The organism is Streptomyces sp. NPDC002838, assembly GCF_040295365.1.
GTDB lineage: Bacteria > Actinomycetota > Actinomycetes > Streptomycetales > Streptomycetaceae > Streptomyces.
This window is the reverse complement of sequence record NZ_JBEOVF010000001.1, coordinates 42,226-56,444: the sequence shown is the minus strand read 5'-3', so window position 1 is coordinate 56,444 and position 14,219 is coordinate 42,226. Positions and strand designations below refer to the sequence as shown.

The window sequence follows — 14,219 nt, the reverse complement described above, 5'->3', positions numbered from 1 at the left end:
GCACATGCCCGAGCGCGACGCGCCGGCCGAGGCGTCACAGGAGGCGCCGTCCATCTCGGATACATCTGACATATCGCGCCCCTCGCAGGCGGCCGTACCGAAACCGGAACCGGCCGCCCGTTCCTTGCGCCGCACCGGCCTGCTCGTCACCCTGATCCTCGGCGGCCTCACCGCCACGCCCCCGCTGGCGATGGACATGTACCTCCCCGCCCTCCCGGAGGTCACCCAGTCCCTCAGCGCCCCCGCGGCCACCGTCCAGCTCACCCTGACGGCCTGCCTGGCCGGCATGGCGTTCGGGCAGCTGGTGGTCGGCCCGATGAGCGACCGGTGGGGCCGCAGACGCCCGCTGCTCATCGGCCTCGCGGTCTACGTCGTCGCCACCGCCCTGTGCGCCGTGGCCCCCACCGTCCAGCTGCTGGTCGCCTTCCGGCTGGCGCAGGGCCTCGCGGGCGCGGCCGGAATAGTGATCGCGCGAGCCGTCGTACGCGACCTCTACGACGGCATGGCCATGGCCCGCTTCTTCTCCACCCTCATGCTGATCTCCGGGGTCGCCCCGATCGTCGCGCCGCTCATCGGCGGACAGATCCTGCGGATCACGGACTGGCGGGGCGTCTTCGTCGTCCTCACGGTCGTCGGGGTGCTGCTGGCCGGGGTGGTGTGGGCGAAGCTCCCCGAGACCCTCGCGCCCGCCGAACGCCACTCCGGGGGCGTCGGCGAGGCCCTGCGCGCGATGCGCGGCCTGCTCGCCGACAGCGCCTTCTCCGGCTACATGCTCACGGGCGGCTTCGCCTTCGCCGCGCTGTTCGCCTACATCTCCGCCTCGCCGTTCGTGATCCAGGAGATCTACGGCGCCTCGCCGCAGACGTTCAGCCTGCTGTTCGGGCTCAACTCGGTGGGCCTGGTGCTCGTCGGCCAGATCAACGGCAAGGTCCTGGTCGGGCGGGTGAGCCTGGACCGGGTGCTGGCGGTGGGCCTCACGATCGTGATCCTGGCGGCGACCGCGCTGCTGCTGATGTCGCTGGGCGCCTTCGGCGAGGTCGGCCTGCCGGCCGTGGCCGCCGCCCTCTTCGTCCTGATGTCGGCCATGGGCATCACCCTCCCCAACACCCAGGCGCTCGCCCTGATGCGCACCAAGCAGGCCGCCGGCTCCGCGTCCGCCCTGCTCGGTACGTCGTCCTTCCTCGTCGGAGCGATCGCCACCCCGCTCGTCGGTGTCGCCGGCGAGCACACCGCCGTCCCGATGGCCGTCGTCCAACTGGCCGCCGCACTGGTGGCGCTGGCCTGCTTCGTGGGAATGTGCCGTCCCTGGAACAAACGTGCGAGTACAGAGGGGGCAGAGAGCTGAGCGCGCCGAGACTGCGCAGCGACACACCGGAAAGGGCCGGACTCGACCCCGGGCAAATCCGGCATCTCGTCCAGGAGGTCCAGAACCTGACCCGCGGCGAGCGCCCCTGGGCGGCGGGCACCGTCGTGGTCGTCGGGCGCGGTCCCGTGATCGCCGTCGAGGAGGCGGCCGGCTGGGCCGTCCGGTACGCGTCCTACGACCCCCGGACGGACGCCGGCGTGGAACTGCCGCCCGACGCCCGCGTCCCGATGACCGTCGACACTCCCTTCGATCTGGCCTCTCTCACCAAACTGTTCACGTCGATCGCCGCCGTGCAGCAGATCGAGCGGGGCACGCTCGGCATCGACGCGCGGGTGGGCGCGTATCTGCCGGACTTCCGCGGGGCCGCCGAGCACGGCGTCACCGTACGGGAGCTGCTCACCCACACCTCCGGCCTGCGGCCCGAACTCCCCCTCCACGACTGTGCCGACGACAGCGAACGCCTGGCGATGCTGCGCGCGGAATCCCCGCTCGGCGTACCCGGCACGTACTGCTACTCCGACCTCAACCCGCTCCTCCTCCAGCACGCCCTGGAACGCAGCACCGGCCGCACCCTCGACGTCCTCGTCCACGACGGCATCACCCGCCCGCTGGGCATGACGGCGACCCGCTTCGGCCCCTGCCCCGGCGCGGCGGCGACGGAGGACCAGCGGCGGCCGTGGGCCAAGGCGGACCGGGGGATGCTGCGGGGCGTGGTCCACGACGAGAACGCCTGGGCGCTCGGCGGGGTGGCCGGTCACGCGGGCCTGTTCTCGACGGGCCGGGACCTGGCGATCCTCTGCCGCGCGCTGCTGGCGGGCGGCGCGTACGGCCCGGCGCGCATCCTGGGCCCGGACTTCGTGGAGCTGATGCTGACCGAGCCGGGACTGGGTTTCGCCCTGGACCAGCCGTGGTTCATGGGCGAGCTGGCGGGGCGGGGAGCGGCCGGGCACACGGGGTTCACGGGCACGTCGCTGGTCCTGGACCCGGCGACGGACACGTTCCTGGTGCTGCTGGCGAACACGGTGCACCCACGAAGACGGGAGCCGGACAGCAGACCGCGGGCGGCGGCGGGGACGCGGGTGGCGCGGGCGGTTCGGGGAACGTAGGGGCGAGGTGTGGGCGGAGCCCCCAGCGAGGCCGACACGAATGCCGGGGCACATAGAATCGGCGGGTGAACGACCCCGTATCCCCGGCAGACGCCCTGCGCCACCGCCTCGCCACCCTCCTCGACGGCCTCCCGCCCCGTGAGGCCGCGCAAGCCGTGGACCGGCTGATCGCCAACTACCGGGGCACCACCCCGACCGACGCCCCGATCCTCCGGCACCGCGCCGACGTCGCCGCGTACGCCGCCTACCGGATGCCCGCGACCTACGAGGCGGTGCGCTCGGCGCTGGAGGCGTTCGCAGAGGCCGTACCCGACTGGACCCCCCGCAGCCACGTCGACCTCGGCGGCGGCACCGGCGCCGCGACCTGGGCCGTGACCGCGACCTGGAACGGCACCCGCCCCGTCACCGTCCTCGACTGGTCCGAGCCCGCGCTCACCCTCGGCCAGGAGATCGCCACCGCCAACCCGGCCCTGCGGGACACCCGTTGGCAGCGCTCCCGCATCGGAGCGGCACTCACACTGGAGAGCACCGATCTCGTCACGGTCTCCTACGTCCTCAACGAACTGACCGCCCCCGACCGAGCCGCCCTCGTGGCCGCCGCCGCGGCCGCCGCGCAGGCCGTGGTGATCGTCGAGGCCGGCACCCCCGACGGCTACGCCCGTGTCATCGAGGCCCGCGACCGCCTGATCGCCGCCGGCTTCCACATCGCCGCCCCCTGCCCGCACAGCGCCGCCTGCCCCATCGTCCCCGGCGAGGACTGGTGCCACTTCTCGGCCCGGGTCAGCCGCTCCTCCCTGCACCGCCAGGTCAAGGGCGGCTCTCTCGCCTACGAGGACGAGAAGTTCGCCTACGTCGCCGCCGCCCGCATCCCCGTGGCGCCGGCCCCCTCCCGGGTGGTCCGGCGCCCGCAGATCCGCAAGGGCCAGGTGCTCCTCGACCTGTGCGAGACCGACGAGCACCTCGACCGCCGCACGGTCACCAAACGCCACGGCGACCTGTACAAGGCGGCCCGCGACGCGACCTGGGGCGACCCCTGGCCACCGGCGGACCGGCCCTAGTCACGACGACTCGTCGCTCGTACGACCCTCCTTGTTCCCCGTACTCGCCTTACTCGCCTTACTCGTGCGCTCCTCCTGGAGCTTGCGCAGCAGCTCCCGCTTCTGGGCCTGGCGGTCGACTCCGCCGCCGAACCGGCCGTCCTGGGCGCCGCCCCGCAGGGCCCTGCGGCCGAGGTTCTTCCGCGTGCCACCGACGCCCAACGTGTTTTCTCCGCCTCGGGCCATAACGGTCTCCTCCTGATGTTCGTCAAATCGACGAGACGTATCGTCTCGCTCGGTCTGACCTACTGTCCAGCGAGACGCTCCGTCTTGTCAACCTGTTAAATTCGTTCCATGACCCTGCAGAAGCCCGCACCTGACACCACCCGCCGCAGCGAGAAGTCCCGTCGCGCGATCTACGACGCCGCCATCGAGCTCGTCGTCGAGCTCGGCTACCGCAAGACCACGATCGAGGGCATCGCCGCCCGTGCCGGCGTCGGCAAGCAGACGATCTACCGGTGGTGGTCGTCGAAGGCGGACGTACTGCTGGAGGCGTACCTCGACCTCTTCGTGCAGGCGTCGCGGGAGGCGGGTGCGGAACCGTACGTCATCCCGGACACCGGTGACCTCGCCGCCGACATCAAGGCCGTACTGCGGGCCACCGTCGACCAGCTGAAGGACCCCCGGTACGCGGCGCCGTCACGGGCCCTGGCGGCCGAGGGGCTGGTCGACGAAGAACTCGGCCGGAGGTGCGCGGCCACGCTCATGGAACCGTCCATCCAGCTCTACGTCGACCGGCTGCGCGCCGCGCAGGAGGCCGGCGAGGTGCGCCCCGACCTCGACCCGCGCATCGCCCTGGAGTTCTTCATCTCCCCGCTGGCCCAGCGCTGGCTCCAGTACACCGGCCCGATCTCCTACGAGTACACCGACACCCTCGTCGACTACGCCCTCTACGGCCTCGCCCCCCGCTGAGCCCCCCGGACGGGATGCCGCGCCAGCCGCCCCGGCGCGTCCGTGATGATCCCGTCGCAGCCCAGCGCCAGCGCCCGGTCCCGCTGGGCCGGAGTCAGCACGGTGTGTGCCCACACCCGCGGGATGCCCGAGCGCACCGCCCGGACGAGGTCCGCGTCCCGCGCCCGGTGATCGACGTCCAGCAGGTCGACGTAGGACCGCCAGCGCTCGGGCCGGTCCCGGCGCAGCTGCTCGGCCGAGCGCCACAGCTGGGAGAGCAGGCCCAGCCGGTGGGTACGGCGGGCCACTTCGGGGTCGTTGGAGTTGACGAAGACCGAGCGGGTGAGCCCCCGGGCCCGGATCAGCGCGGCCAGCCGCCCCAGGCTGCGCGGGTCCTTCGCCTCCAGCATCAGCACGATCCGCCCGCCGAAACGGTCCAGCACCTCGGCCACCGTCGGCGGCCGCTCCGACCGCCAGCTCCCGGGCAGCGAGTCCCTCGGCCGCAGCCGTACCCCCTGCCATTCGCGGCCGTCGAGCCCGCGCACCTCACCGCCGAGGAACGTCGTCCGGTTCAGGGTCGGGTCGTGCATCACGACGGGCGTGCCGTCGCGCAGCATCCGTGTGTCGAAGTCCAGCACCTGCGCCGTACCGCGCTCGTAAGCGGCCATCAGGCCCGACATGCTGTTCTCGGGGACCTCTCGGGCGCCGCCGCGATGGGCGACGTACGTGACGTGGGGCAGCGAGTCCACCGTCAGCGGCCCCGCGCCCCACTCAAGGGGGGTCGCCCCTCCCACGAGGGTCAGCGAGACCACGGAAGCCGCGGAGGCCAGTCCCGTCAGCGCGATCCATGTGACCATGCCGACCACGGTAGGCAGTCAAATCCCGTCAAAGTCGACAATGACACTCCATCCAACTGGCAGACACCTCGCCCGACCTGCACCGGATGTCGGCTACGGCCCCCCGGAGCGCGGGATGGTGGGACCATAGGGCATGCTGTTCCGCACGACAGCGAGGCGAGGGGATAGATGAGCGCGGAGTTCGGCGGCCGCACCGGCCGGCAGGGCAAAATCTCCCAATGGCTGCGCGGACGTCGCCCGAAGGAGGCCGCCACGGACGGCGGCGGCCGTGAGGCCCTGCTGCTCGCCGCCGCCGAAGCGGGACTGCCCCTCGCGCCCGCCGCGTATCCCACCCCCGACTACCGCTGTTCCTGCGACCGCGTCGGCTGTCCCACCCCCGCCCGGCACCCGGTGTCGTTCGCCTGGCAGACCCAGTCCACCACCGACCGCGCGCAGATCGAGCGGTGGGCCCGGCACCAGCCGCAGGCCAACTTCATCACCGCGACCGGCATGGTGCACGACGTCCTCGACGTTCCCCTGGAAGCCGGCCGCGAGGCGCTCGAGCGGCTGCTCGACTCCGGTATCGACGTCGGACCGGTCGCCGAGAGCGACGACGGCCGGCTGCTCTTCTTCACCCTCACCCGCGGCACCCCCGAGGAGGAGGACGAGTGGTGGCCCTGCGAACTGGACTGCCACCCCGAGACGATGGACGAGCACCCGGGCCTGCGCTGGCACTGCCGCGGCTCCTACGTCCTCGTCCCGCCCGCCCGGCTCCCCGGTGACGACCAGTCAGTGCACTGGGTCCGCGGCCCCGAGCACCCGCTGCCCGACCCGCTGACCCTGCTGGAAGTCCTCACCGACGCCTGCGCCCGCTACGTCGGCGAGGAGCCGGACCACGCGCACGCGGCCTGGCCCCTGCGCCGCTAGGGCCCTTCTGATGGATCCTGGGCCTCAGACCCCTGCACCGGTAAGTCTCAGCTGCCCTGAGCCGCCGTCAGCCCCTCGATCCGGCCCAGGATCGACACCTGACCGTCGCCCGCGCTCTTCTTCGGGTCCAGGGCCACCTGGTTGGAGACGTACTCCGTCGTGAGCGACTGCTTGATCTCGCCGTCCGTCAGGGCCAGCACGCCCTCGGCCGGGGTGGGGATCGACGCGCCCGGCGCGGCGGTCTGCTTCTGGAAGCGGCGGATGGCGAAGAACACCAGCGCCCCGCCGTCCGTGGTGCGCAGCGCCAGCGGGGCGTAGTCGCCGTCGGCCAGCGGCTCGTCGAGGTACTGGGTGGCCAGACCCGGCTTGCGGGACTCCTTCTGCCGCTGCTGGCGCCACCCGTTGGTGTGCGTGCCGGGTGCGAAGCCCTTCCCGCCGCTCTTTAGGTACGCCACGTAGTTCTGGCTCAACGTCCCGGGCTCGGCGGCGAGGTCCGTGGAGTTCACGGGCACCGCCTCGGCCCAGCCGTCGGCGTCCTTCTTGAACTTCGGTACGTCCTCGGGGGAGACCAGCGTCAGATACGCCACCTGCCACGGATCGTCCAGGGCGCTGCGGGTGAACACCAGCAGCCAGCGCACGTCGCCGCCCTTGTTGCCGCGCGCGTCGGCGACGAACCAGCGCGGCCAGCCCGCCTTCTTCGGGATCGTGTACGTCGCGTCCGTCAGCTTCAGCGGCGTGTGCGCCGGATTGCCGTCGGGATTCGTGGCGCGGCCGGCCTTCAGCCGCGCCGCGTCGATGGCGCCGAGGGCGCCGGTGACGTGGTCCGCGTCCAGGGAACTGTCGTACGCCTTGTCGGCCTTGTTGTACGCGGATGTGAACTGCTCGAGTGCCTCGGCGGCCTCCGCCCGGGTGGTCGCGGGGAGCACTTCCCGTTCCCCGTGCACCACCACGCAACCGCTCGCCGTCAACGACAAAGCGGTCACTGAAGCCGCTATCAGTGCGCTCCGGTCAAGCCTGCGGAGCCTTCGAGGGCCGCGATCCCTGCTCATCAGGTTCCTTCACCTTCCCCTTCCCGGAGGCGAACCCTACCGGGGCGAGGAAGAGCGCGAGCGCCGGGATCAAGTACAGCAGCCACACCGTGACCTGGAGGACGGTCGGATCGGGCTGGAAGCTGAAGACGCCCGGCGGCCTGGGCAGGCCGGGATCGAAGCGCTACCGCAGGGCGACGGAGATTGCCGGCCGCCGGGCGGTGGTACCGGGCGAACCGGGTCTCCCAGGCCTGGTTCGCGTGCCGGTCCTGCGGATTCGTTGATCAAGCAGACCACGCGTCAGCGGGGTGGGGCTGGACGCGAACGCAGCATCACAGCCAGTGATGCCCGTTGCGCAAGCCCGATGCTTTAGCGCCGGGTAGTTGACGAACGGCTTGTCACACTCCTTGACCTTGCCGAACTGTCGGGTACACCCCCCTGGGTCGCCACTCTGGCCCGGCCTTGTGGTCCACCCACACGAACTTCTTCAGCCGGTCGTCTCCGCCCCCGCGATGTTGCGGCCGGCGGCCCGGCGGCCTGCGGGTCGTCCGCGCGGATGGGCCCGAACCCGATTGTCAGCGTCAGCCGCGACGGCTTCAGCGTCGAGGAGTCACCAGGACCTCGCCCGTGCGCGGATGGGGGAGCACCTCGACGGGCTGGTCGTAGACCTCCGTCAGCAGCCGGTCGGAGAAGACCTCGGCCGGCGGCCCGGCGGCGGCGATCCGGCCGGCGCGCAGGATCGCGACCCGGTGCGCGTGGGCCGCCGCGAGTCCCAGGTCGTGCAGCACGACCACCACCGCGTCCCCGGCCCGCGCCCGCTCCCGGCACACCCGCAGCACCAGTTCCTGGTGCTTGAGGTCGAGGGCCGCGGTCGGCTCGTCCAGCAGCAGCAGGGGAGCGCGCTGGGCGAGCACCCGGGCGAGCGCGACCCGGGCCCGCTCGCCGCCGCTGAGGGCGGAGAAGGAGCGGGAAGCGAAGGCGGTGACCTCGGTGGCGGCCATCGCCCGGGCCACGGCCGGGTCGTCCTCGTCGGGGGCGACGGCCGCCCACGGCGCGCGGCCCATCCGGACGACCTCCTCGACCGCGAAGGGAAAGGAGAGCGTGGCGGACTGGGGCAACACCGCGCGCCGCAGGGCGAGTTCGGGTGCGGACCATTCCGTCGCCGGGCGCCCGTGAATCCGTACGACACCTGCGGCGGCCGGCAGATCGGCGGCCAGGGCGCCGAGCAGCGTCGACTTGCCCGCCCCGTTGGGGCCGACCAGGGCGAGCACCTCGCCCGCGCGGACGGTGATGTCCACGCCGCGGAGCACCTCGCGGGTGCCGAGACGGACGTACAGGTCCTCGGTCGTGGCGAGGACGTCGCCGGGCTCCGCCGGAGGCGGCGGTGCCGGACGGTTCCGCAGGAGCTTCATGTCCCGCAGGAGCTTCATGCCCAACCCCCTTGCCTGCGCCGGGTGCGGCGCAGCAGCCAGAAGAAGAACGGACTGCCCAGCAGGGCGGTCAGCACACCGAGCGGCAACTCGGCGGGAGCGGCGATCGTCCGGGCCGCGAGGTCGGCGGCGAGCAGCACGACCGCACCGCCGAGCGCGCTGCCCGGGATGAGGAAACGGTGCCCGGGCCCGGCCGCCATGCGCAGCAGATGCGGGACGACGAGGCCGATGAAGCCGATGACGCCGGAGACGCTCACCGCGGCGGCCGTCAGCAGGGCGACGACGAACATCAGCAGGATCCGCAGCCGCTCCACGTCCACGCCCAGATGCCGGGCGGGCCGGTCGCCGAGCGCGAGCAGGTCGAGGCGGCGCGCGTACAGCGGCGCCAGCACCAGGCCCAGGGCCGCGCACGGCAGCACCGCGAGCACCTTGGGCCAGGTGGACTGGGCGAGGGAGCCGAGCTGCCAGAAGGTGATCTGGTTCACCGCGGCGGTGTCCGCGAGGAAGATGAACAGGCCGATGAGCGCGCCGGCGAAGGCGTTCACCGCGATGCCCATGAGGATCAGCGTCACGACCTCCGTACGGCCGGCCGCGCGGGACATCGCGTACACCAGCAGCACGGTGCCGAGACCGGCGACGAAGGCCATCGCCGGGAGGGTCCAGGTGCCGAGGAAGGTCAGGCCGAGCGAGATCGAGGCGACCGCGCCGACCGCCGCGCCCAGGGAGACGCCGATGGTGCTCGGCTCGGCCAGCGGGTTGCCGAACACGCCCTGCATCAGCGCGCCCGCGCAGCCCAGCGAGGCCCCGATGAGCAGCGCGAGGACGATACGCGGGAAACGCACATTCCACAGCACGGACTCGGCGACCCGGTCCAACTCCGCACCGCCCAGGCCCAGTTTGTGCTGCACGGAGTCGAGCACGTCCCCGACCGGCACCGCGTAGGCGCCGGTCCCGGCGGCGACCGGCACGAGCACGAGAAGGCCGACGGCCATCCCGGCGGTCAGCAGCCAGGCGGCGGAGTGCCGTCTGTGCGGCGGTACTTCGGCCGGCGCGTCCTGCGCGGCCTTCTCCAGTACGGTCATGCGGGCATCCCTCTCGGCGGTGTGAGCTTAGGTTAGCCTTGCCTCGCCTTGCTCGGATGTAGTCCCAGGTCGGCACCAACACCGGGCAACTCTCAAGGCACAATGCCCGCGTGACTGACTACGACGTACTCCGCGTCTTCTGCGGAGCGAACGGCGGATACGGCAAGGAGCTCGGCGTCGTCCGGGACGGCTCCGTGCTGCCGGACCCGGCGGACCGACAGACGTTCGCGGGCAAACTCGGTTTCAGCGAGACGGTGTTCGTGGACGACCCCGAGCGCGGCGTCATCGACATCTACACGCCCACCCTGCGCCTGCCCTTCGCCGGCCACCCCTGCGTCGGCACGGCCTGGCTCCTCGACGTGCCCGAACTGGTCACGCCGGCCGGGGTGGTGGGCGCCCGTCTGGACGGTGAGTTCAGCTGGATCGAGGCGCGAGCGGAGTGGGCCCCGCCGCGCACCCTGCGCCAGTACCCCACGGCCGCCGAGGTCGACGACCTGCCCGTTCCGCCGCCGGGGATGGGGGCACCTCCCACGCCTTTCGGGCAGTGGGGGAGGATCTATGCCTGGGCCTGGGAGGACGAGTCCGCCGGCCGGATCCGCGCCCGCGCCTTCCCCGGCCGCGGCGACGGCATCGAGGAGGACGAGGCGACGGGCGCGGCGGCACTGCTCCTGACGGACCGCCTGGGCCGCGCCCTGAACATCACGCAGGGCGCGGGATCGCAGATCCTCACCGCACCGCAGCCCGGAGGCTGGGTGGAGGTCGGCGGACGCGTGTTCCTGGAACGCTGAGCGCGCGGGTACTGAGGTCACCGAGGTCACTGAGAGCGCCGAGTCTCAGGCGCTCACCGGAAACTCCTCGCTCAGCGCCCGGAACATCCCCAAGTTCAAGTCGAACGCCCGCTTGCACTCCGCGACGATCCGCTGCTTCTCCAGGTCGTCCGCCCGGACGGCGTCCAGCAGCTCCCGATAACCCCGCTTGAACGCGGCGGGGTTGGGGATCTCCTCGAAGACGTAGAAGCGGACCCCGTCGCCCTTCCTGGCGAAGCCCCACGTCTTCTCCGCCCTGTCGCGGACGATCTGGCCGCCGGAGAGGTCGCCCAGGTAACGCGTGTAGTGGTGGGCGATGTAACCGGCCGGCCACCGCTCCGCGCACTCGCGCACCCGCTCCGCGTACTCCCGCGTCGCCGGCAGCGCGGACAGCCCCGCACACCAGCCCGGCCCTCGCAGATGGGCAAGGTCGCTCTCCAGCGCGCTCAGCCGGAACAGCTCGGGCCGGATGAAGGGCCCCGCCACCGGGTCGGACGCCAGCCGCTGCGCACCGGCCTCCAGTGCCTCGTACACGAACCACAGCTGCTCGGTGTAGCGCGCGTACGCGTCGACGCCGAGCCTGCCGCCGAGCATGTCGCTCATGAACGTCGAGGTGTTCGCCTCCACATGCTGCTGCTGGGAAGCGGTGCGGATGACTGTCGAGAAGGAGTCCATGAGCCCAGATTTTCTATGGTTAGGCTTACCTAAGTCAACGTTTTTGCCGACTCACTGTCGGTAAACTGATACCCGGAATCTCCACTGATCCCACACGCGAAAGGCCCGCCCTCCGAAGAGAGCGGGCCACAGCGAGCGCGGCGCTACGGCAGGGTCAGAATCTCCGCCCCCGTCTCCGTCACCACCAGCGTCTGCTCGAACTGCGCCGTCCGCTTCCGGTCCTTCGTCACGACCGTCCAGCCGTCGTCCCACATGTCGTACTCGTGTGTCCCGAGCGTCAGCATCGGCTCGATCGTGAACGTCATCCCGGGCTGGATGACGGTCGTCGCGTGCGGGCTGTCGTAGTGCGGGATGATCAGCCCCGAGTGGAACGAGGAGTTGATCCCGTGGCCGGTGAAGTCCCGGACCACCCCGTACCCGAACCTCTTCGCGTACGACTCGATGACCCGGCCGATGACATTGATCTGCCGGCCCGGCCTGACCGCCTTGATCGCGCGGTTGAGGGACTCCCGGGTCCGCTCCACCAGCAGCCGCGACTCCTCGTCGACCTCACCCACCAGGTACGTCGCGTTGTTGTCGCCGTGCACCCCGCCGATGTACGCCGTCACGTCCAGGTTGACGATGTCGCCGTCGCGCAGAACCGTGGAGTCCGGGATGCCGTGGCAGATGACCTCGTTGATCGAGCTGCACAGGGACTTGGGGAAGCCGCGGTAGCCCAGCGTCGAGGGGTAGGCGCCGTGGTCGCACATGTACTCGTGCGCGACCTTGTCCAGCTCGTCGGTCGTGACACCCGGCGCGATCAGCTTCGCCGCCTGAGCCATCGCCCGCGCGGCGATCCGGCCGGCGACGCGCATCGCCTCGATCGTCTCGGGCGTCTGCACCTCCGGCCCGGTGTACGGAGTGGGCCCGGGCTTGCCGACGTACTCGGGACGGCGGATGTTTCCGGGCACGGAACGGGTGGGAGACAGCTCCCCTGGTACGAGCAGCGACTGGCCAGACATGTCAGTGAGTCTAACGAGGCGGCGTGGGGGAACATGTCCGTGGTGAAAGGAGCCGTCATGGCCCTGTTCAAGAAGCGCACGGTCGGAAAACCGGGCGAGTGGTACTACTGCCTCCAGCACAGGAAGGTCGAGGAAGGGCCGGAGTGCCCGGCCAAGGACCGCTTCGGGCCGTACGCCACCCGCAAGGAGGCCGAGCACGCGATGGCGACCGCCCGCGAGCGCAACCTCGAGTGGGAGAACGACCCGAAATGGCACGACGCGCCGGCGGGTGGCGCCACGGACGACGACTGATCAGCCGTCCACGGCAGCCGTGGCGGCCGCGCGTTGCTCGCGCAGCCGCACCGCGTGCTCGTTCGTCCGCACGTCGTACGTCATCAGCTTCGGCAGGCACAGGGCCAGCAGCCCCACCGCGCCCACGCACAGCAGACCGCCCGACCAGATGGACGTCCGCACGCCCCGCCAGGCGGCCATGCCGCCCACCCAGACCTGGCCCAGCTGCGGCCCCACCGAGTACGACAGCAACTCGATCCCGGCGAGCCGGCCGCGCAGCTCGTCCGGGATCGTCTGATTCCACATGGCCGCCCGGAAGACGCCGCTGACCATGTCGCAGGCGCCGCCGACGGTGAGGAACAGCAGCACCAGCCAGACGTTCCCGGAGACACCGGCAGCGGCGATCGCCACGCCCCACAGCGCCGCCGAGAGCACCACGATCCGCCCGTGCTTGTGCACCCGCGAGGTCCAGCCGCTGGTCAGGCTCACCAGCAGCGCCCCGGCCGGGACGGCGGCGTACATCAGGCCGAGCGACCACTCGGCGTCCAGCTCGTCCGCGAGGAAGGGCAGTACGGCGAGTGGCATCGCGAAGAGCATCGCCGCGATGTCGATGACGTACGTGCCGAGGAGTTCCCTGCGGCTCCAGGCGTACCGGGCGCCCTCGAGGATGGACTTCAGGGACGGCTTCCTGGCCTCGTGGGAGGCGGGGGAGGGGGCCAGCCGTACGCAGAACACCACCGAGACGGCGAAGGTGGCCAGGTCCACGGCGTACGCCCAGCCGAGCCCCGCGAACGCGACGACCACGCCCGCCAGCGCGGGGCCGGCGACGCCGCCGACCTGCCAGCGCAACGAGTTGAGCGAGGCCGCGGCCGGCAGGTGCTCATGAGCCACGATCCGCGGCATCAGCGAGTCGAGCGCGGGGCGCTGCACCGAGCCGAGCGCTGAGGAGAAGGCGGCGACGAGGTACAGCGGCCAGACGGCGGGGCTCGGCATCACCGCGTTGACCAGCAGCACCACGCACAGCAGCCCCTGCCCGGCCTCCGTCCACACGATCAGCTTCCGCTTGTCCCAGGCGTCGGCGAGCGCACCGCCGTACAGCCCGAACACGATCATCGGCACCAGCTCCACCGCCCCGATCGCCCCCACCGCCGCCGCGGACCCGGTGAGCTCCTTGATCTGCACCGGCAGCGCGACGAAGGTCAGAAAACTCCCGAAGTTCGTGATCAGCCCCGACAGCCAGAGCCTGCGGAAGTCGACGGAGGCCCGCCAAGGGGCGAGGTCGGGCAGAAGGGCGCGAAGGCCGGAGGGGGCGGCGGCGTCGGTCACGAGGGGCCATGGTTCGAGGGAGGGGCAGTGGCGAGCAAGCACTTTTCCCGAGCGCCGCGAGCGACGACGGAAACCGGCCGCCGCGGAGGGCGAGCGCCGACGGCGCTGTGGCGGTGCGTGGTGGCTGATGGGGGGTGGCTGGTTGTGGTGTGGTGAGGCGTGTCTGTTGTGGGTGGGGGTTGGGTTGTGTGGTGGTGCGCTTGTCTGGCGCTGGCGGGCGTCGATGGCGCTGTGGCGGTGCGTGGTGGCTGATGGGGGGTGGCTGGTTGTGTTGTGGTGAGGCTGTCTGTTGTGGGTGGGGGTTGGGTTGTGTGGTGGTGCGCTTGTCTGGCGCTGGCGGGCGTCGATGGCGCTGTGGCGGTGCGTGGTGGCTGATGG

The 14,219-nt window shown here is 71.6% G+C and carries 15 protein-coding genes and 1 pseudogene; 7 read left to right on the top strand and 9 right to left on the bottom strand.

All coding sequences use genetic code 11. The features are described from left to right. Positions 1–4 precede the first annotated feature (4 nt). The 3 genes from ABT063_RS00245 to ABT063_RS00235 all read left to right on the top strand — a co-directional run bounded on the left by ABT063_RS00245 (position 5) and on the right by ABT063_RS00235 (position 3,530). The gene (locus ABT063_RS00245) at positions 5–1,345 is read left to right on the top strand and encodes a multidrug effflux MFS transporter (protein ID WP_351054800.1); all 1,341 of its coding nucleotides are present in this window, start codon (positions 5–7) and stop codon (positions 1,343–1,345) included. Next, the gene (locus ABT063_RS00240) at positions 1,297–2,472 is read left to right on the top strand and encodes a serine hydrolase domain-containing protein (protein ID WP_351054799.1); all 1,176 of its coding nucleotides are present in this window, start codon (positions 1,297–1,299) and stop codon (positions 2,470–2,472) included. Before ABT063_RS00245 ends, ABT063_RS00240 begins: the two co-directional genes overlap by 49 nt. A 65-nt stretch (positions 2,473–2,537) precedes the next feature. Next, entirely contained in the window at positions 2,538–3,530 is a 993-nt protein-coding gene (locus tag ABT063_RS00235; RefSeq protein ID WP_351054798.1) for a small ribosomal subunit Rsm22 family protein, read from the top strand. Here the strand turns inward: ABT063_RS00235 and ABT063_RS00230 are convergent, their stop codons facing one another. Next, positions 3,531–3,755 carry a DUF6243 family protein gene (locus ABT063_RS00230; RefSeq protein ID WP_351054797.1) on the bottom strand — a complete coding sequence of 75 codons (225 nt, stop codon included), beginning with the start codon at positions 3,753–3,755 and terminating at the stop codon, positions 3,531–3,533. A gap of 108 nt (positions 3,756–3,863) precedes the next feature. Here ABT063_RS00230 and ABT063_RS00225 point away from each other — a divergent pair, with 108 nt between their 5' ends. Next, positions 3,864–4,481 (top strand): TetR/AcrR family transcriptional regulator, encoded by a 618-nt coding sequence (locus ABT063_RS00225; protein WP_351054796.1) that lies wholly within the window; start codon positions 3,864–3,866, stop codon positions 4,479–4,481. Here ABT063_RS00225 and ABT063_RS00220 read toward each other — a convergent pair. Continuing rightward, on the bottom strand, positions 4,460–5,317 hold the full coding sequence (locus tag ABT063_RS00220) for a glycerophosphodiester phosphodiesterase (protein WP_351054795.1): 858 nt from the start codon (positions 5,315–5,317) through the stop codon (positions 4,460–4,462). The genes ABT063_RS00225 and ABT063_RS00220 overlap by 22 nt on opposite strands. 168 nt (positions 5,318–5,485) lie before the next feature. Here ABT063_RS00220 and ABT063_RS00215 point away from each other — a divergent pair, with 168 nt between their 5' ends. Further along, positions 5,486–6,223, top strand: coding sequence for a bifunctional DNA primase/polymerase (locus ABT063_RS00215; protein WP_351054794.1), 738 nt, complete (start codon positions 5,486–5,488; stop codon positions 6,221–6,223). Between the two features lie 47 nt (positions 6,224–6,270). Here the strand turns inward: ABT063_RS00215 and ABT063_RS00210 are convergent, their stop codons facing one another. From ABT063_RS00210 to ABT063_RS00195, 4 genes and pseudogenes are all read right to left on the bottom strand, one after another. Continuing rightward, positions 6,271–7,272, bottom strand: coding sequence for an SCO2278 family lipoprotein (locus ABT063_RS00210; protein WP_351054793.1), 1,002 nt, complete (start codon positions 7,270–7,272; stop codon positions 6,271–6,273). After that, a pseudogene (locus ABT063_RS00205) lies at positions 7,232–7,405 on the bottom strand (iron transporter); the annotation flags it as partial. The pseudogene ABT063_RS00205 and the gene ABT063_RS00210, both read right to left, overlap by 41 nt. A 442-nt stretch (positions 7,406–7,847) precedes the next feature. Further along, positions 7,848–8,681 carry a heme ABC transporter ATP-binding protein gene (locus ABT063_RS00200; protein WP_351054792.1) on the bottom strand — a complete coding sequence of 278 codons (834 nt, stop codon included), beginning with the start codon at positions 8,679–8,681 and terminating at the stop codon, positions 7,848–7,850. Beyond that, positions 8,678–9,763, bottom strand: coding sequence for a FecCD family ABC transporter permease (locus ABT063_RS00195; RefSeq protein ID WP_351054791.1), 1,086 nt, complete (start codon positions 9,761–9,763; stop codon positions 8,678–8,680). The genes ABT063_RS00200 and ABT063_RS00195 overlap by 4 nt, the downstream gene beginning before the upstream one ends. Positions 9,764–9,873: 110 nt before the next feature. Here ABT063_RS00195 and ABT063_RS00190 point away from each other — a divergent pair, with 110 nt between their 5' ends. Further along, on the top strand, positions 9,874–10,551 hold the full coding sequence (locus tag ABT063_RS00190) for a PhzF family phenazine biosynthesis protein (RefSeq protein ID WP_351054790.1): 678 nt from the start codon (positions 9,874–9,876) through the stop codon (positions 10,549–10,551). A 45-nt stretch (positions 10,552–10,596) separates the two neighbouring features. On the opposite strand, the gene ABT063_RS00185 is transcribed toward ABT063_RS00190, so the two are convergent. Continuing rightward, positions 10,597–11,244: a biliverdin-producing heme oxygenase gene (locus ABT063_RS00185; protein WP_351054789.1), complete on the bottom strand. Its 648-nt coding sequence runs from the start codon at positions 11,242–11,244 to the stop codon at positions 10,597–10,599. Positions 11,245–11,387: 143 nt separating this feature from the next. Beyond that, positions 11,388–12,245, bottom strand: a complete 858-nt coding sequence (gene map, locus ABT063_RS00180; protein ID WP_351054788.1) for a type I methionyl aminopeptidase — start codon at positions 12,243–12,245, stop codon at positions 11,388–11,390. A gap of 57 nt (positions 12,246–12,302) precedes the next feature. On the opposite strand from map, the gene ABT063_RS00175 reads away from it, so the two are divergent. Further along, positions 12,303–12,536 carry a hypothetical protein gene (locus ABT063_RS00175; protein WP_351054787.1) on the top strand — a complete coding sequence of 78 codons (234 nt, stop codon included), beginning with the start codon at positions 12,303–12,305 and terminating at the stop codon, positions 12,534–12,536. On the opposite strand, the gene ABT063_RS00170 is transcribed toward ABT063_RS00175, so the two are convergent. Beyond that, entirely contained in the window at positions 12,537–13,841 is a 1,305-nt protein-coding gene (locus ABT063_RS00170) for an MFS transporter (protein WP_351054786.1), read from the bottom strand. Positions 13,842–14,219 lie beyond the last annotated feature (378 nt).